This is a genomic window from Ruegeria sp. BB1, assembly GCF_056539465.1.
This window is the reverse complement of the sequence record NZ_JBQFVB010000003.1, coordinates 216,492-233,912: the sequence shown is the minus strand read 5'-3', so window position 1 is coordinate 233,912 and position 17,421 is coordinate 216,492. Positions and strand designations below refer to the sequence as shown.

Annotated in this window: 16 protein-coding genes and 1 riboswitch; of the genes, 13 read left to right on the top strand and 3 right to left on the bottom strand. The window is 58.6% G+C overall.

Features of this window, described 5'->3' with window-relative positions:
* Positions 1–61 precede the first annotated feature (61 nt).
* From dnaJ to radC, 8 genes are all read left to right on the top strand, one after another.
* Entirely contained in the window at positions 62–1,216 is a 1,155-nt protein-coding gene (dnaJ, locus tag ACR0AL_RS10515) for a molecular chaperone DnaJ (protein ID WP_170349590.1), read from the top strand.
* A 128-nt stretch (positions 1,217–1,344) separates the two neighbouring features.
* Positions 1,345–1,451, top strand: a riboswitch (TPP riboswitch).
* A gap of 43 nt (positions 1,452–1,494) precedes the next feature.
* Positions 1,495–2,298, top strand: coding sequence for a bifunctional hydroxymethylpyrimidine kinase/phosphomethylpyrimidine kinase (gene thiD, locus ACR0AL_RS10510; protein WP_170361001.1), 804 nt, complete (start codon positions 1,495–1,497; stop codon positions 2,296–2,298).
* Entirely contained in the window at positions 2,295–3,272 is a 978-nt protein-coding gene (locus tag ACR0AL_RS10505; RefSeq protein ID WP_480662921.1) for an FAD-dependent oxidoreductase, read from the top strand. The genes thiD and ACR0AL_RS10505 overlap by 4 nt, the downstream gene beginning before the upstream one ends.
* Positions 3,256–3,450: a sulfur carrier protein ThiS gene (thiS, locus tag ACR0AL_RS10500; RefSeq protein ID WP_170349593.1), complete on the top strand. Its 195-nt coding sequence runs from the start codon at positions 3,256–3,258 to the stop codon at positions 3,448–3,450. The genes ACR0AL_RS10505 and thiS overlap by 17 nt, the downstream gene beginning before the upstream one ends.
* Positions 3,451–3,452: 2 nt before the next feature.
* Positions 3,453–4,217 carry a thiazole synthase gene (locus tag ACR0AL_RS10495; RefSeq protein ID WP_480662919.1) on the top strand — a complete coding sequence of 255 codons (765 nt, stop codon included), beginning with the start codon at positions 3,453–3,455 and terminating at the stop codon, positions 4,215–4,217.
* A complete protein-coding gene (locus tag ACR0AL_RS10490; protein WP_480662917.1) occupies positions 4,214–4,810 on the top strand; it encodes a thiamine phosphate synthase in 597 nt (198 codons plus the stop codon). Before ACR0AL_RS10495 ends, ACR0AL_RS10490 begins: the two co-directional genes overlap by 4 nt.
* Positions 4,807–5,769 (top strand): HesA/MoeB/ThiF family protein, encoded by a 963-nt coding sequence (locus ACR0AL_RS10485; RefSeq protein WP_480662915.1) that lies wholly within the window; start codon positions 4,807–4,809, stop codon positions 5,767–5,769. Before ACR0AL_RS10490 ends, ACR0AL_RS10485 begins: the two co-directional genes overlap by 4 nt.
* A 110-nt stretch (positions 5,770–5,879) precedes the next feature.
* Positions 5,880–6,635, top strand: coding sequence for a RadC family protein (gene radC, locus ACR0AL_RS10480; protein WP_058283296.1), 756 nt, complete (start codon positions 5,880–5,882; stop codon positions 6,633–6,635).
* Positions 6,636–6,639: 4 nt separating this feature from the next.
* On the opposite strand, the gene ACR0AL_RS10475 is transcribed toward radC, so the two are convergent.
* The 3 genes from ACR0AL_RS10475 to secA form a co-directional block, all read right to left on the bottom strand.
* Entirely contained in the window at positions 6,640–8,196 is a 1,557-nt protein-coding gene (locus tag ACR0AL_RS10475; RefSeq protein WP_480662913.1) for a phosphate ABC transporter substrate-binding/OmpA family protein, read from the bottom strand.
* A gap of 25 nt (positions 8,197–8,221) precedes the next feature.
* Positions 8,222–9,145, bottom strand: a complete 924-nt coding sequence (locus tag ACR0AL_RS10470; protein WP_480662911.1) for a hypothetical protein — start codon at positions 9,143–9,145, stop codon at positions 8,222–8,224.
* Positions 9,146–9,245: 100 nt separating this feature from the next.
* Entirely contained in the window at positions 9,246–11,963 is a 2,718-nt protein-coding gene (secA, locus tag ACR0AL_RS10465; protein WP_170349600.1) for a preprotein translocase subunit SecA, read from the bottom strand.
* Positions 11,964–12,139: 176 nt separating this feature from the next.
* Between secA and ACR0AL_RS10460 the strand changes: the two genes are divergently transcribed.
* From ACR0AL_RS10460 to ACR0AL_RS10440, 5 genes are all read left to right on the top strand, one after another.
* Complete coding sequence (locus ACR0AL_RS10460; protein WP_170349601.1) at positions 12,140–12,988, top strand: peptidylprolyl isomerase; 849 nt, start codon at positions 12,140–12,142, stop codon at positions 12,986–12,988.
* A 5-nt stretch (positions 12,989–12,993) separates the two neighbouring features.
* On the top strand, positions 12,994–14,220 hold the full coding sequence (gene argJ / locus ACR0AL_RS10455) for a bifunctional glutamate N-acetyltransferase/amino-acid acetyltransferase ArgJ (RefSeq protein ID WP_480662909.1): 1,227 nt from the start codon (positions 12,994–12,996) through the stop codon (positions 14,218–14,220).
* A 55-nt stretch (positions 14,221–14,275) separates the two neighbouring features.
* On the top strand, positions 14,276–14,674 hold the full coding sequence (gene mutT, locus ACR0AL_RS10450) for an 8-oxo-dGTP diphosphatase MutT (protein ID WP_170349603.1): 399 nt from the start codon (positions 14,276–14,278) through the stop codon (positions 14,672–14,674).
* A gap of 195 nt (positions 14,675–14,869) precedes the next feature.
* Positions 14,870–15,067, top strand: a complete 198-nt coding sequence (locus ACR0AL_RS10445) for a hypothetical protein (RefSeq protein WP_170376432.1) — start codon at positions 14,870–14,872, stop codon at positions 15,065–15,067.
* A gap of 390 nt (positions 15,068–15,457) precedes the next feature.
* Complete coding sequence (locus ACR0AL_RS10440; RefSeq protein ID WP_170376719.1) at positions 15,458–17,401, top strand: AMP-binding protein; 1,944 nt, start codon at positions 15,458–15,460, stop codon at positions 17,399–17,401.
* Positions 17,402–17,421: the final 20 nt, after the last annotated feature.

The window sequence follows — 17,421 nt, the reverse complement described above, 5'->3', positions numbered from 1 at the left end:
CAATGTGGGCCGGTCCGGTTGCCGGGCCGGCCCAAATACGTTGAGGCTGAAGGAAATACTGATGTCAAAACGCGACTACTACGATGTGCTCGGCGTATCAAAGGGCGCATCAGCGGATGAAATCAAAAAGGGTTTTCGCAAGAAAGCCAAAGAGTTGCATCCCGATCGCAACAAAGACAACCCGGATGCCGAGTCGCAGTTCAAAGAAGCCAACGAGGCTTATGATGTTCTGCGCGACGCCGACAAAAAGGCCGCCTATGATCGCTTTGGTCACGCCGCCTTTGAAAACGGTATGGGCGGTGGTGGTGGCCGTCCCGGTGGCGGCTTTGGTCAGGGTGATTTCTCCAGCGCGTTCTCAGACGTGTTCGACGATCTGTTCGGCGATTTCATGGGCGGTCAGCGTGGCGGCCCCGGTGGCGGGCGCCGTGCGGCGCGCGGATCGGACCTGCGCTATAACCTGCGCGTGACGCTGGAAGAGGCGTTCGCGGGCCTGCAGAAAACCATCAGTGTTCCTGCTGCCGTGGCCTGTTCGGCCTGTGACGGTTCGGGTGCAGAAGGCGGAGTGGAGCCAACCACCTGTCCAACCTGTTCGGGCATGGGCAAGGTGCGTGCACAGCAGGGTTTCTTTACCGTCGAACGATCCTGCCCGACCTGTTCGGGTCTGGGTCAGATCATCAAGAACCCCTGTAAAGCCTGTGGCGGTGCAGGCCGCGTGGAAAAAGAGCGTGCGCTGTCCGTCAACATCCCCGCCGGTGTCGAGACCGGAACCCGCATCCGCCTGGCGGGTGAGGGTGAAGCTGGGATGCGCGGTGGCCCTCCGGGTGATCTGTATATCTTTGTCGAAGTGTCGGATCATAAGCTGTTCGAACGTGACAGTGTGAACCTGTATTGCCGCGTTCCGGTCAGCATGGCCAAGGCCGCGCTGGGCGGCTCGATCGAAGTGCCAACCATCGATGGTGGCCGTGGCCGTGTGCAAATACCAGCAGGCAGCCAATCGGGCCGCCAGATGCGCCTGCGCGGTAAAGGCATGCCTGCCCTGCGCGGTGGTGGTGTGGGCGACATGTTCATCGAACTGGCGGTGGAAACGCCGGTCAATCTGACCAGTCGCCAAAAAGAACTGCTGAAAGAGTTTGACGATTTGGGTGAGGATAACCACCCGGAATCAAAAAGCTTTTTCTCATCCGTCAAATCCTTTTGGGATGGGATGAAGGGCTAAGATCACTCCACCAAGCTGCCAAAAGGCCGATCCCCTTGGGTCGGCTTTTTTCGTTTTATAGGTCCAGTTTGTCCATGAACTTCGCGAAAATTGGCCCTTGAATCCCTTCGCATCCCCTGAGATTGTCGCGCCAACCGTTGGGGTGCCCTGATCAAGGGGCTGAGAGGCGTGAATGCGCTAACCCATCGAACCTGATCCGGGCAATACCGGCGTAGGGAACGGTCTACACACACAGACGTTTTCCACGCTGCGTTGCCCCCTGATGATGGAGCAACGATATGGCGCATATTGCCCTGACAATTGCGGGCTCGGACAGTGGCGGTGGGGCCGGGATTCAGGCGGATCTCAAGGCGATGTCTGCGTTGGGCGTGTATGGGGCCAGCGTGATCACGGCAGTCACGGCGCAGAACACGCGGGCTGTGACCGCAGTGCATGGCATACCGCTCAACGTAGTGGCCGCTCAGATCGAGGCGGTGCTGACCGACCTGGATGTGAGCGCGATCAAGATCGGCATGCTTGCGACCCCTGAAATTATTCAAACCGTTGCCGGGGCCATCGCTGGGTTTGATGGCCCCGTCGTTTTGGACCCGGTGATGATCTCCAAATCTGGCGATGCCTTGCTGGCACAGGATGCGGTTCGCACCCTGCGTGATGTTCTTGTGCCCCAAGCGACCATGCTTACCCCGAACTTACCCGAGGCCGCTTGTTTGCTGGGCACCTCGGACGCCGAATCCCCCGATCAGATGATCGCGCAGGGGATGGCGCTGTGCGGGCTGGGGGCGCGGTCGGTATTGATGAAAGGCGGACATGGGCGCGGCGACGTTTGCCACGACGTCTTGCTTGATCCTTCGGGAGTTGTGGCAGAATTCACCGCCCCCCGGTGCGATACGCGCAACACGCATGGCACCGGTTGCACCCTGTCGTCTTCGATAGCAGCCGGGCTGGCGCGAGGGCTGGGCCTGACCGATGCGGTCGCGCAGGCGCATGAGTATCTGCAAGGGGCCATTGCTAAAGCTGACGGTCTGATGGTCGGACAGGGGCATGGCCCGGTTCATCATTTCCATCGGGTCTGGCCCGCGTGACGGTCTGGTCGGTCATAGGGGCCGGTGTGGCCGGGCTGGCAGCAGCCAGCGAGCTAGTGTCGCGCGGGGCCAAGGTTCAGATCTTTGATCCCAGTGGTCCACCTGGCCCGCATGGGTGTTCTTGGTGGGCTGGCGGTATGCTGGCCCCATGGTGCGAGTTTGAAAACGCCGAAGAACCGGTGTTGCGGTTGGGAAAGGCTGCGTTCGAGTGGTGGTCTACGCGTACTCGGGTGGAACAACGTGGCACGCTGGTTGTTGCCAACCCGCGTGATCTGCCGGATTTGCGTCGGTTCGCCCGTCGGACCGGGGGGTATACCGAGATTAGTCCGGCTGAAGTTGCCAATTTAGAGCCTGATTTAACCAGTTTCACCAACGGTCTGCATTTCACGGATGAGGCTCATCTGAACCCACGACAGGCGCTGCGGGATCTGCACCGCCAATTGCTGGACCAAGGGGTAGTCTTCCACCGGAAACTGGCCCCGACCCAGCTGGAGAATGTAATCGATTGCCGCGGTCTACACGCGCGTGAGGTTTTGCACGACCTGCGCGGCGTCAAGGGAGAGATGTTGGTGATCCGCTGCCCGGACGTGACCCTGACGCGACCTGTACGTCTACTGCATCCAAGGATGCCGCTGTACATCGTGCCGCGTGGGGATGGTGTCTACATGCTGGGCGCAACGATGATCGAAAGCGAAGACAGCAGCCGTATCACGGCCCGATCCATGCTGGAACTGCTCAGTGCCGCCTATGCGCTGAACCCCGCCTTTGGCGAGGCCGAGGTGCTTGAGATCGGTGTCGATCTGCGCCCGGCTTTTCCCGACAACCTGCCCCGCATCCGGCGGCTGGGGCATACGATTTATGCCAACGGACTGTACCGCCATGGCTATCTGCTGGCCCCAGCGCTGGCGCAGGGAGTGGCCGATCTGGCGTTGGACAACGAACATTCGGAGATGGTCGATGAAGATCGTGCTTAATGGTGAATCGCGCGAGGTGCGCGCCGAAATCCTCTCGGACCTGTTGGTCGAATGCGGGTTCTCTGGACGGGTGGCGACAGCTGTAAACGAAGACTTTGTGCCCTCGGGGCTGCGCATTGCTCAAAAGTTGACCGATGGCGACCGGGTTGAAGTCGTCGCGCCGATGCAGGGAGGCTGAGGATGAAAAGCTTTTATGGGACCCAACTTCCCAACTCATTGATGCTGGGCACGGCGCAGTACCCCAGCCCCGCCATTCTGGAACAGGCGTTTCGCGAGAGCGGCGCGGGTGTTGCCACAGTTTCCTTGCGCCGTGAATCCGGGGCTGGGCAGACCTTCTGGCAGATGATCCGCGAGCTGGGCGCGCTGATCCTGCCAAACACCGCTGGTTGCCACACGGTCAAAGAAGCCGTAACCACCGCCCATATGGCGCGTGAGGTGTTTGAAACTAATTGGATCAAGCTGGAATTGATCGGCCACACTGACAGTTTGCAGCCAGATGTGTTTCAACTGGTCGAGGCCGCGCGCATACTGACCGAGGACGGGTTTCAGGTTTTCCCCTACACCACCGACGACCTGATCGTGGGCGAGCGTCTGCTGGCCGCCGGGTGCGAGGTGCTGATGCCTTGGGGTGCACCCATCGGGTCGGGGCGCGGGCTGAACAATGAATTTGCTCTACGCGCGATGCGGGCCGAGTTCCCCAATGTTCCATTGGTTGTGGATGCCGGGATCGGCCTGCCCAGTCACGCTTCGCAGGCGATGGAGTTGGGTTATGACGCCGTTCTGCTGAATACCGCTGTCGCTCGTGCTGGAAACCCTGTGGCCATGGCCCGCGCGATGATACTGGCGATTGAGGCCGGGCAACTGGCGCATCAAGCCGACCCGATCGAGGCGCGCGATATGGCCGAACCGTCAACTCCGGTAATCGGAAAGGCCTTCTTATCATGATGTTAGGCCGATTTTATCCGATCTTCGACCACTCTGATTGGTTGCGCCGGATGCTGCCCCTGGGTGTGAAGCTGGTGCAACTGCGGATTAAGGATCAGCTTGATGTGGTCATACGGGAACAGATCGCCCAATCGTTGGAACTATGCCGTGCCCACGGCACCGTGCTGGTGGTCAATGATCATTGGCAGGCGGCTATCGACGCTGGTTGTGAGTGGATTCATCTCGGGCAAGAGGATCTGGACGAGGCCGATCTAAAAGCCATCCGCAAGGCGGGGCTGAAACTGGGTGTCTCCACCCACGATGATGATGAATTAGAGCGAGTCCTGACCATGGACCCGGATTATGTGGCTTTGGGCCCGGTCTATCCGACGATCCTGAAAAAAATGAAATGGGAACAGCAGGGCCTGCCACGCGTCACCGAATGGAAGGCGCGGGTGGGGGATATCCCTCTGGTCGCGATTGGCGGCATGAGCGTTGAGCGGGCGCCGGGGGTCTTGCAGGCGGGGGCCGACATCGTCTCGGTCGTCACGGACATCACGCTGAATTCCGATCCAGAAACCCGCGTTCGCGAATGGATCGAGGTCACGAGATGAGCCGCTATGCCCGCCAGATGATCCTGCCCGAGGTTGGGCCGGCAGGCCAGACCCGCCTGTCAGCAGCGCGGGTTCTGGTGGTGGGCGCGGGCGGGTTAGCCGCCCCGGTCTTACCCTTGTTGGCCGGGGCCGGGGTTGGGCATATAACCATCCTGGACCGGGATCAGATCGCGCTATCGAACCTGCATCGGCAGACATTGTTCGCTGAATCCGACTGTGGGCGCGCCAAGGCCAAAGTCGCCGCAGAACGCTGCCGGGCGTTGAATGGTGACATCACCGTAGTGGCCGGGAATCAGGCTCTAACAAACCAGAATGTGTTAAATTTTGTTCGCAGCTCTGACATTGTTCTGGACTGCGCGGACAGTTATGCGGCCAGCTATATCTTGTCGGATACTTGTTTGTTGCAGGGCAAGCCGCTGATCAGCGCATCCGTGTTGGGGCTGACCGGCTATGTCGGTGGGTTTTGTGCTGGCGCGCCGTCCTTGCGTGCGGTGTTCCCGGATGCACCGGATAGCGGCGCGAGCTGTGCAACGGCCGGCGTGCTGGGCCCTGTCGTTGGGGTAATAGGTGCCTTGCAGGCGCAAATGGCGCTGGGCGTGATCCTTGGCCTGGACCCCTCGCCTTTGGGACAGTTGGTACAGTTTGACGCCCGCACGCTGCGCAGCACCACATTCCGATTTGACGGCGCACCGGAACCGGCGCACCACTTTCGATTTCTTTCCGCCAGCCAATTGACCGAAGATGATGTGATCATTGAACTGCGCACCCGGGACGAGGCCCCCGAGCCTCTTCACAGCAGGGCACGTCGGGACATTGTTGAATCCCTGAAAACAGAGCCTAACAAAGGAAAAAGACTTGCGCTTTGTTGCTCTAGCGGATTGCGCGCATGGCGGGCGGCTGAGCAAATTCAATCGGATTGGTCCGGTGAGATTGTCCTGGTTGCAGCCTCAACTACATGAGTGAATTGATAAACGAGGTAGGTGGAAACCGGTGACTATCGACCAAAGGGGTCTAAGGTCGTTTGGGCGCGTTAACCTTTCGGAAACCGATTCTGCGCAAATCTGAACGCATGACTCAGGACGCCTTTGCCGAAGCCCCGATGCTGTTTGAAAGTGACGAAGCCCCGGTGGCGCCCCTGCCCTCGGGGCGATTGCCGTCCTATATCAAAGACCACCGGAAACGCCTGCGGGAACGGTTCATGTCAGGTGGATCGGCGGCGATGCCGGATTATGAGCTGTTGGAACTGGTGCTGTTCCGTTCAATCCCGCGGCAGGATGTAAAGCCGCTGGCACGGGCGCTGATGGACACGTTTGGGGATTTCAACCGGGTTCTGACCGCGCCCGAGGAACGGCTGCGTCAGATCAAGGGCGTTGGTGACACGGTGATCACCGATTTGAAGATACTTGAGGCCTGCGCCCATCGCATGGCCCGCGCGCGGGTGATGCAGCGGCACGTGATTTCAGGTTGGGATGCACTGCTGGACTATTGTCACACCACGATGGCCCATCGCGAGACGGAGCAGTTCCGGGTGTTCTATCTGGATCGCAAGAACGTGCTAATCGCGGATGAGGAACAGGCCAAGGGCACCGTCGATCACGTACCTGTCTATCCGCGCGAGGTTGCGAAACGGGCGTTGGAATTGAATGCGTCAGCCTTGATCCTGGTACACAATCACCCTTCGGGCGATCCGACCCCGTCGCAATCAGATATCGACATGACCAACCGGATACAGGACGCATGTCTGGCCCTGGGGCTGACGCTGCATGATCATCTGATCATCGGCAAATCGAATGAACTGAGCTTTCGGTCGCAGGGATATCTGTAGCGAGTTACTGAACCCAGATCTCGACCCGGCGGTTGATCTTTCGGCCCCATTCGGTGTCGTCGCAAGCCATCGGCATCGCCTCACCAAACGCATCGACTTGCAATTCAACACTATCGGGAATGGCAGTTTCCACCGCCGCCAACACCGCATTGCGCACGGTTTTGGCGCGCAGCAAGGCGATCCGCTTATTTGCAGTCGCGGCTCCGTCGCCGTCGCTGAAACCAACGAACACCAGCTTGCGCGCATTCAGCGTCCCGGCCTCAAGCTGTTGGGCCAAATGCTGGATGTTCGACCGTGATTGTGCGTCGGGGCGGGACGAGCCTGCCTCGAACCTGACCGATAGCGACAGCCGGGACATGGGTCTGAGGGTATCGACCATACGCTGCAATTCCTCCAACCCAACCTCGGGGCCACCCGAGGCCACCGCATTGGCCAGACGATCGCCCTGCAGTCCGATCCGCATCATCTCGGGTTCCTGATCGACAAAACCCGCATTGCGGATCGCCTTTTGGGCTGCGTCGCCTTGGGTATAGGCCAGAAACTGCCGGGCGATACGGGGCAGGCGGCGCTTGGGGAAGTACAGGAACATGGGTGAGGTCAGCGGGTAGTCCTCGGTCTTGATCGTCTGCCGGGTGGCCATTAACACGTGACCACATCCACCGGTCAGGGGCAGTGCGCGGGCCGCGTCAACCTCGGCCTGGCTAGCGATGCCGATGGCAAAAGGGTCCTTGGTGACCTTTTGAACCAGATCGCTGCTGCGCTCATGCCGGATAACGGCATCAGACAGAACGACACTGGCGGGTGAAAGCAGTTGATCCTCGACCCCTTGTGCCAGACCTGATCCGGCGTCGGGCAGGTGCAGCGCAATTGGTGCGTCGGGTCCACCCAAGGCGGACCAATTGTCAATCGCGCCAGAAAACACCAAGGCGAGATCCGCGGGAGAGATTTGGGGCACGGGATTGTCCGGCGCCACGATGGGCACCAACGCATCCAACGCAATAACCCGCGACCGGCGTGCGTGGTTCAAGTCGCCCAAACCAGCGGCCTCGGCAGCCTCTTGCTCTGACGGGCGGATTTCGCGCAAAGCCATGACAATGTCGGTTTGATCCGCGATCAGATCGGCAAAGCCCTGACCGGTATTGCCGATATCGAAATAGAATCGGCCCAGCGGTGCGTCGCGCCCATCCTGATGAAGCTCGTATATCAAACTGTCCGGAGCGGATTGGCGGGACGTGACTGACAGCCCTTCCTGTTCGGCAAAGCCCATCAACAGGGCAGGCAACACCTTCTCGGCCATGACGGAAGAGCCTGAAAACCTCAGTTCGCCCACGAAATCGGTCAGATTGGGGCAGGCAGGGCCATCGCAGGTCACGCCCGAGCCATCCACCGTCAGCTCACCAAATTGGGTGTCGACGCGGTAGAACTCTCCGTCAAAGCCAAGCAGGGTACCTGTCACCTCGACCTTGCCGTCATGAGAGGTGAGCGTGATATCCTGCGCCTGAACGGCTGAGGAAAGTGTTGCCGAAAACAGTGCGACCGCCGCCACACGAAGAAATGTCATAGGAAGTTCTAGCCTGCCTGCGGTTTTAGTTTGCCGCGATTGTCAGGTTTTGGAACAGATTATTCAACACCAGAAACTCACCTGTTTTGGAGCAGTCTGGAAAGTTCAGCGTTAATTCGCGCGGCCGCAGTTTCCGGTCTTCGCGCAACTCCAGCGACTGGACGTGCAGGTCCGTGCCGCAATTTTCTGCCGTCACCTCAGCCTCGACCGTCAATTCGATCGAGCCCGATTGACCCGATTGCCCGGCGGGAAAGGAATAGATCTCGAGGTTGCGCGCATCGCTAAAGGTCGGTTGCGTCAGCTGAACGACACTGCCTGCGCCTTGCGAGTCAGACTGAGCCGAAACATGACCTGCATCCCCATAGCTGGCCCCAAATTCCAGCGCGTGGATCTGCAGCTCGGTCGTGCCCTGCCATTGTAATACAACGCGGGCATACTGGCTGATGTCGGGAACGTGAGTGGTGGCTACGGTCCCTTTCTGATCGCCAAGTGAGATCAGGAAGATCGCGTATTCCGACAAGGCCGGTATGGTCAGGTCCAGCGTGCCATTGGCGTCTGTCTGCTGGGTTACGGTCAGTCCACTGTGATGCACCTCGATCCGTTCATTACCGTGGCAGGGGGCCTTGATGATCAGGCGCGCGGCAGCACCGGGCACGGCGCGTGCGCGGGCACTAAGGCTACAATCAGCGTGATCAGAGGGGGTTGACCGGCTGGGAGTCTCAACTCGTTGTGCAGAAGGGATGGCGCGAACCGTTTCCTGGGCGGGGGTCGAGGAGGTCAAGACGATGTCCTCCAGCCCGGGAATACCGGCACCTTGATCAGCGGCCGCAAGTTCAGTGCCCTGCACGTCGTCAGACCACGCAGGAAATCCATTTTGCATCAGGTAACCAATTGCCAGCGCGCAAACGACTGTGCCGCCGGTGGTCACGTAGTTCTTTATTACAAACAAGACACCCTCCCCAGTTGAAGGAGCGAGTCGCATATTGATTCTGAATCACGGCCAATATGTGGCCGTGAGGGGGACTCAATGTGTCTGAATTACGCTGACGTTAGGTCAGGCGCCCGTGGCAGTGTTTAAATTTTTTGCCCGATCCACAGGGGCAACGGTCATTGCGCGACGGGTTGCCCCAGGTGCTTGGATCATCCTCGACAAAGCCGGGACGCGGATCGCCCGAGGCTTCGGCCTCGGCTACCGCTTCGGCCCGTTCGGTCGCTTGTTCGACCTGCTGCTGTGCCTGAGCCTGTTGTGCTTGCATCTGCGCCAGCATTTCCCGCTGCTCTTCTTCAGACAGTGGGCGCACGCGTGACAATTGCTGAGTCACGGTCTCACGCAGGCTATCGAGCATCGACTCGAACAGCTGGAAGCTCTCGTTCTTGTATTCGTTCAGCGGATCGCGCTGGGCATAGCCGCGGAACCCAACGACCGAGCGCAGATGTTCCAGCGTCAACAGATGCTCGCGCCATTTACCGTCGATGGTGTTCAACAGCACCTGTTTTTCGATGTTGCGCATGTTTTCGGGACCAAAGGCCGCCGCTTTCTGCGCCATCATCTCGTCTGCGGCGTTGATCAGACGTTCGCGTACCTGCTCGTCATCCACGCCTTCTTCGGCGGCCCAGTCCTGTACAGGGGCGTCGATGGTCAGCTTATCCTTGACCGCCTCGTGCAGACCGTCAGTGTCCCATTGATCGGCATAGGATTTTGGCGGCATGTGTTCGTCGATCAGATCGTCGATCACCTGTTCGCGCATATCCGAGACGATTTCGGACAGGTCGTCCGAAGACATGATCTCACGCCGTTGGCTGAACACTACCTTCCGCTGGTCGTTCATCACGTCGTCAAATTTCAGGACGTTCTTGCGCATGTCAAAGTTGCGGCCTTCGACCTTGGACTGTGCCCGCTCCAGTGACTTGTTCACCCAGGGGTGGACGATGGCTTCGCCTTCTTTCATGCCCAGGGTGGTCAGCACCTTATCGAGCCGTTCTGACCCAAAGATTCGCATCAGGTCGTCTTCGAGGCTCAGGTAAAACACGGTGCGGCCCGGATCGCCCTGACGGCCCGAACGGCCACGAAGCTGGTTGTCGATGCGGCGGCTTTCGTGACGCTCGGACGCCATTACATAAAGACCACCGGCTGCCAGAACCTTTTCCTTTTCCTCGGCATGGCGGGATTCTTCAGCGGCACGCAGCTGGGCCGGGTCGGCCTCGGGGTTTTCGGCCAGTGCCTGCAAAACCTTCATTTCCACATTGCCGCCCAGCTGAATATCGGTGCCGCGGCCAGCCATGTTGGTGGCGATAGTCACCGCACCCAGACGGCCGGCATCGGCGACGATCTGCGCCTCTTGCTCGTGCTGGCGGGCGTTCAGAACATTGTGTGCAATGCCTTCCTTTTGCAGCATTTGGCTGAGCAGTTCGGATTTCTCGATCGACGTGGTGCCCAGGAGGACCGGCTGGCCCTTTTCCTGCGCCTCTTTGGTCTGTTCGATCATCGCGCCGTATTTCTCACCGGCGGTGCGATAGACCTGATCGTCTTCGTCCAAACGGGCAATCGGTTTGTTGGTCGGAACCTCGACTACGCCCAAACCGTAGATTTCAGCGAATTCTTCGGCCTCGGTCAGTGCGGTGCCAGTCATGCCGCCCAGCTTGTCGTACAGGCGGAAATAGTTTTGGAAAGTCACACTGGCCAGCGTCACGTTTTCCGGCTGAATCTGCACACCTTCTTTGGCTTCGATGGCCTGATGCAGACCTTCGGACAGGCGGCGGCCCGGCATCATCCGGCCGGTGAATTCGTCGATCAGCACGACATCGCCGTCACGGACGATATAGTCCTTGTCGCGCGTGAACAGCTTGTGCGCGCGCAGACCTTGGTTGACGTGGTGCACCACGGTTGTGCTTTCGGGATCATACAGCGAATGCCCTTCGGGGATCAGCCCCGCAGCAATCAGCTGCTGTTCCAGAAACTCGTTGCCCTCATCGGTGAAGGTCACGTTGCGGGACTTTTCGTCCAGCGTATAGTGATCGTCCTGCAACGAGGGGATCAATCCATCAATGGCGGTATACAGATCCGAACGGTCCTGCGACGGTCCCGAGATGATCAGCGGTGTTCGCGCCTCGTCGATCAGGATCGAGTCGACCTCGTCCACAATCGCGAAATTGTGGTATTTCTGGTAAATCTGGTCCAGCTCGGCCTTCATATTGTCGCGCAGATAGTCGAAACCCAGCTCATTATTGGTGGCATAGGTCACGTCACAGGCATAGGCCGCTTTCTTTTCGGCGTCGGGTTGGCCCGACCAGATCACGCCGGTGGTCATGCCCACGGAGGCAAACACCTTGCCCATCCATTCCGAGTCGCGCTTGGCCAGATATTCGTTCACCGTGACCACGTGAACGCCCTTGCCGGTCAGCGCATTCAGATAGGCGGGGAAGGTGGCGACCAGCGTCTTGCCCTCACCAGTCTTCATTTCCGAGATGTTGCCTTGATGCAAGAACGCGCCGCCCATCAGCTGCACGTCAAAGGCGCGCAGACCCAGCGCGCGTTTGGCGCCTTCGCGGACGTTGGCAAAGGCTTCGGGCAGCAGGTCATCCAGGCTTTCCCCGTCCAGTGCGCGTTTGCGCAGCTCGGCGGTTTTTTCGATCAGGCCGTCATCGGACAGTTTCTCGAACTCTGGCTCCAGCGCGTTGATTTTCTCGACCAACGGGCGGGTCGCCTTAATCTTGCGGTCGTTCGGTGTTCCGAACACCTTTTTGGCGAGCGTTCCGAGTCCCAGCATGTTCACTCCAGCGGATCTGTTCTTATCGTGGTTGCGACAGGCTTGCCCACCTTGCGCGCAACCCATAGATACGGGGGGTGAAAGGCGGCCCTGTCCAAGGCTTCAAAGCGATGTAAGCGGCAGGTCCCAGAGTGTCAACGCTGCGCCCTGTCGCGGCAAAGAAATAGGATGATTCCATGCCCAAAGGCCTCACTTTTCTGCCATCGTTGGCGCTTGCTGCTGTGATGGCCCTGCCATTGGCCGCCGAAACCAAACCTGATGCCGCCACCGTGGTCGCTCGTGTGAATGGAGATGAAATCACATTGGGTCACATCATCGCCACCGCAGCCGCGCTGCCCGAGCAGTACCAGCAGATCGAAGACGATGTTCTGTATGATCTGATTCTGGATCAGCTGATCCAGCAACAATTGTTGAGCCAGCAGCAGGACGCTTTGAGCAAACTGAACACTCTGGCCTTGGAAAACGAGACGCGATCCATGCGGGCGGTGCAGGCGGTGGATGCGTTGATCGACGAAAACCTGACCGACGACGTGATACAAGACGCCTATGACGCCCAGTACGCAGATTTCGAAGGTTCGGATGAGTTTAACGCCAGCCATATTCTGGTGGAAACGGAAGACAAAGCCAAAGAAATCAAGGCACAGCTGGATGACGGCGCCGATTTTGCCGAGATGGCCAAAGAACACTCTACCGGCCCGTCGGGCCCGAACGGGGGTGAGCTGGGCTGGTTCGGACCCGGTCAGATGGTCCCGGAATTTGAGGCGGCCGTGATCGCGCTGGACAAAGGCCAGATTTCCGAGCCGGTGAAAACTCAGTTCGGCTGGCATCTGGTCACCCTGAACGACAAGCGCAAAACCGAAGCGCCTGAATTGGAACAGGTACGCGCCGAGTTGACCCAAACCCTGCAACAGGGCGTCATTCAGGCACGGATCGACGAGCTGACCCGCGAGGCCGACATCGATCGTCCCGCCCCCGAGGGTGCTGGCCCCGAGGCGCTGCGTCAGATCGAACTGCTTCAGGAGTAACCCCCGTGGCCACGATCACCAAGGTATCCCCGCTGGCCCCGGCGGCCTTTCCCGATTTGCCCGCGATTGACGGTGTGCGGTTCGCCACGGTCGAGGCCGGTGTGCGTTATCAGGGCCGTACTGATGTTATGCTGGCGGTGATGGATCCCGGCACTTCGGTGGCGGGGGTGTTCACCCGCTCCGCCACACGCGCGGCCCCTGTCCTAGACTGTCAGGACAAGATCGGCGGAACCAACGAGGGACCAGCTGCGATCCTGGTGAATTCAGGCAATGCCAATGCCTTTACCGGTCATTATGGTCAGACCTCGGTGGCCGAGGTGACGCAGGCAGTTTCCAAGGCCACCGGTGTTCCGGTCGAACGGGTCTTTACCTCGTCCACCGGCGTAATTGGTGAGCCGCTGCCTCATGATCGCATCGTAGCGCAGCTTGAGGCTCTGAAAGCGGGCCTCAGCCGTCACGCGGTCGAGGATGCGGCGCGCGCGATCATGACCACGGACACGTTCCCAAAAGGATCCTGCGCGCAGGTCGAGATTGATGGAAAAACAGTCTCTATTGCGGGGATTGCAAAGGGATCAGGCATGATCGCCCCGGATATGGCGACGATGCTGGTTTACATTTTCACAGATGCGCAGGTCGAACAGTCGGCGCTGCAGGCGCTGCTAGGCGCGCAGACGGACCGGACATTCAACTGCATCACGGTGGATAGCGATACCTCAACTTCGGACAGCCTGTTGCTGTGCGCGACCGGGGCGTCAGGCGTGGATGCGACGGGCAATGTCGCCTTTGCCGAGGCACTGGAAGGCGTGATGCTGGATTTGGCGCAGCAGGTAGTGCGCGACGGAGAAGGTGCGACGAAATTCGTGGAAATCCGTGTGACTGGGGCCGCCTCGGACGCAGATGCCAAGGTGCATGGGCTGGCCATCGCCAATTCCCCGCTGGTCAAAACCGCAATTGCGGGCGAGGACCCGAACTGGGGCCGCGTTGTTATGGCCATCGGAAAATCGGGTGCCGCGGCGGATCGGGACCTGCTGAGCATTTCTTTCGGTGACATTCTGGTGGCCGAGAAAGGCTGGGTCAGCCCCGATTACAGCGAGGACGCCGCCGCCGCCTATATGAAAGGTCAGGATCTGGTGATCTCGGTCGACCTGGGGCTGGGCGAAGGTAAGTCCACCGTTTGGACCTGCGATCTGACCCACGGGTATATCGAGATCAACGCGGATTATCGCTCGTGAAATCGGAGCAATTCCAGCAAAAGTGGAGCCCGGTTTTGCGTCCGGGATTGCGACCATGAAAACCGTATTAGTGTCTGCCGTCGCCCTGATCGACATCGAGGGCCGGGTGTTGCTGGCGCAGCGCCCGGAAGGCAAATCCATGGCGGGCTTGTGGGAGTTCCCCGGCGGCAAGATCGAAGCCGGGGAAACGCCCGAAGCCGCCTTGATCCGCGAATTGCATGAGGAGCTGGGCATCGACACCTGGGCCTCCTGCCTTGCCCCGCTGACCTTCGCCAGTCACAGCTATGACGATTTTCACCTGTTGATGCCCTTGTTTGCCTGCCGCAAGTGGGAGGGGATCCCGCAGTCTAAAGAAGGGCAGGCACTGAAATGGGTGCGCGCGAATGAGCTGCGAAACTATCCGATGCCTGCTGCGGATGTGCCGCTGATCCCAATTTTGCGGGACTGGCTGTAAATCCGTCAGATTGGACGTCGGAACGAAATCAGTTCCGTTTTCAACCAAGAGAATGTGAATGCAATGTGAACAACGCGTTGCTTCTGTATTTAATATTGTTGATGCAAACTCTTTTAGCTTACGGCGAGTCGAAAACACCTAATGGTGCCTGTCTGCAGAATTACTCGATGATAAGGTCAGGGGCGGCTACGCAGATTGAATGGCGCAGATCGGATTGGTGATGTTATGAAAAGCGATACAAGTTCCACCAACAAAGAATTGCAAAACAAATGGGCGACATGGACGATGAAGCCTGAAAAGAAACAGCTAAGTTTCAAGTATTTCGCGTCTGCATTGGTCATTGCGGCGTCGGCCTTTGTTGTTGTCGGCCTTCATCAACACGCGATTTTCTGAATTTTTTTACCAGAGCCCAACGCGCCGTATCTTATGTGGTAATCCAGAATATTTAGCCATTAGAAGACCTCCGCAAGACCGATTTCTGCGGCGGCAAATCGTTCCTGACGATCAGAGCATTTGATAGTAGGTCAGGGCTGTTTATCTGTTCGTTTGGTTTAGGTTTGCAATTTCCACACCCAAGATCGGTCAGGTTTCACCACGTCTTGGTTGTTACAATTCGTAAGAATTGAGAAAACATCAGGAAAAAGTTGACGCTGATCGTGCAAGCGTCCCTTAATCGGGCGTTGGCGTCCGGGGTTGATCCTCGGGTCCGCTTTTTCCGGCCCGGGGAGAGGCCGGATGTGGAGGAGAGGAAGATTGGCTCAGACGCAGTCGGGCGCCGAGGGGATGCACTCCCTTGCTGCGCTGCTACACCGAAACGCGACACAGTTCGGGGACGCCCCGGCCTATCGAGAGAAAGAATTCGGCATCTGGCAATGCTGGACCTGGGCTGAGACGACTAAGGAAATTCGTGCCATCGCGTTGGGGTTTCTCGAGTTAGGTGTTGAAAAGGGCGACCATATTGCTGTGATCGGTCGCAACCGCCCGGCGCATTATTGGTCGATGGTCGCGGCGCAAATGGTCGGTGCGGTTCCGGTTCCACTATATCAGGACGCGGTGGCCGAAGAGATGGCCTATGTGCTGGAACATTGCGGTGCAAAATACGTCGTCTGCGGGGACCAAGAGCAGGTCGATAAGGTCATCGAGATTCAGGAAAACCTGCACCAGGTCAAACACATCCTTTATACCGACAAGCGGGGGATGCGGAAATACGACCATTCCCAGATGAATGCGCTGGATGATATCATGGCCGAAGGCCGTGCCGGTCACGCCCGGTTCGATGCGGAACTGGACAAGCGCATCGCTGCGATCACTTATGACGATACCTGCGTGATGCTCTATACCTCGGGCACTACCGGCAAGCCCAAGGGCGTGGTGTTGTCGAACCGCAACGTCATCGAAAGCGCCAAGAATTCAGCCGAGTTCGATCATCTTACCCAGAGCGAGGATATCCTGTCCTACCTGCCGATGGCCTGGGTAGGCGATTTTATCTTTTCCATCGGTCAGGCCTATTGGTGCGGGTTCTGCGTGAACTGCCCCGAAAGTGCCGATACGATGATGACCGATCTACGCGAGATCGGACCGACCTATTTCTTCGCCCCGCCGCGCGTGTTCGAAACACAGCTGACCAACGTGATGATCCGGATGGAGGATGCGGGCAAGCTGAAGCAGCGCATGTTCCATCACTTCATGGCGCATGCCAAGAAGGTCGGAGGTTTGCTGCTGGATGGCAAACCCGTGGGCCTCGGTGATAAGTTGAAATACGCGCTGGGCAATCTGCTGGTCTACGGCCCGCTGAAGGATACGCTGGGTTATGGTCGGTTCCGGGTGGGCTATACAGCGGGTGAGGCCATCGGGCCCGAGATTTTCGATTTCTACCGATCCCTTGGCATCAATCTGAAACAGCTCTACGGCCAGACCGAGGCCACCGTGTTCATCACCGTGCAACCGGACGGCGAAGTACGCGCGGATACGGTTGGTGTGCCTGCGCCGGATGTCGAGTTGAAGATCGATGACAAGGGAGAAATTCACTATCGCTCGCCCGGTGTTTTTGTTGAGTATTTCAAAAACCCGGATTCCACGGCCTCGACCAAAGATGCCGAGGGATGGGTTGCCACTGGCGATGCCGGTTTCATCGAAGAGAACTCAGGGCATTTGCGGATAATTGACCGCGCAAAGGATGTGGGCAAGATGGCCGACGGGTCGATGTTTGCGCCGAAATACGTCGAGAACAAGCTGAAATTCTATCCTGACATCCTTGAAGTTGTTTTGTTTGGAAACGGCAAGGATCGCTGCGTGGCCTTTATCAATATCGACCTGACAGCAGTGGGCAATTGGGCGGAACGTAACAACGTGGCCTACGGGTCTTATCAAGAACTGACGGCGAATCCACAGGTGTTAGAGACCATCAAGGCACATGTGGAAGAGGTGAACAAATCTGTTGCCGCCGACGAGATGCTGTCGGGCTGTCAGGTGCATCGCTTTGTGGTTCTACACAAGGAACTGGATGCGGATGACGGCGAGATGACCCGCACGCGGAAAGTGCGGCGCGGGTTTGTCGAGGACAAGTTCAGCGACATTATCGCGGCGCTGTATGACGGGTCAGAGACCGTCTCAACCAAAACGGAAGTGACCTATGAGGACGGCCGCAAGGGATCGATCAGCGCGACGCTTGAGATCGTAGATGCGCCGGTTGTACCGGTCGCTCAACATAAAGTGGCTGCGGAATGATGGGTCGCCGAGCGCCGCTC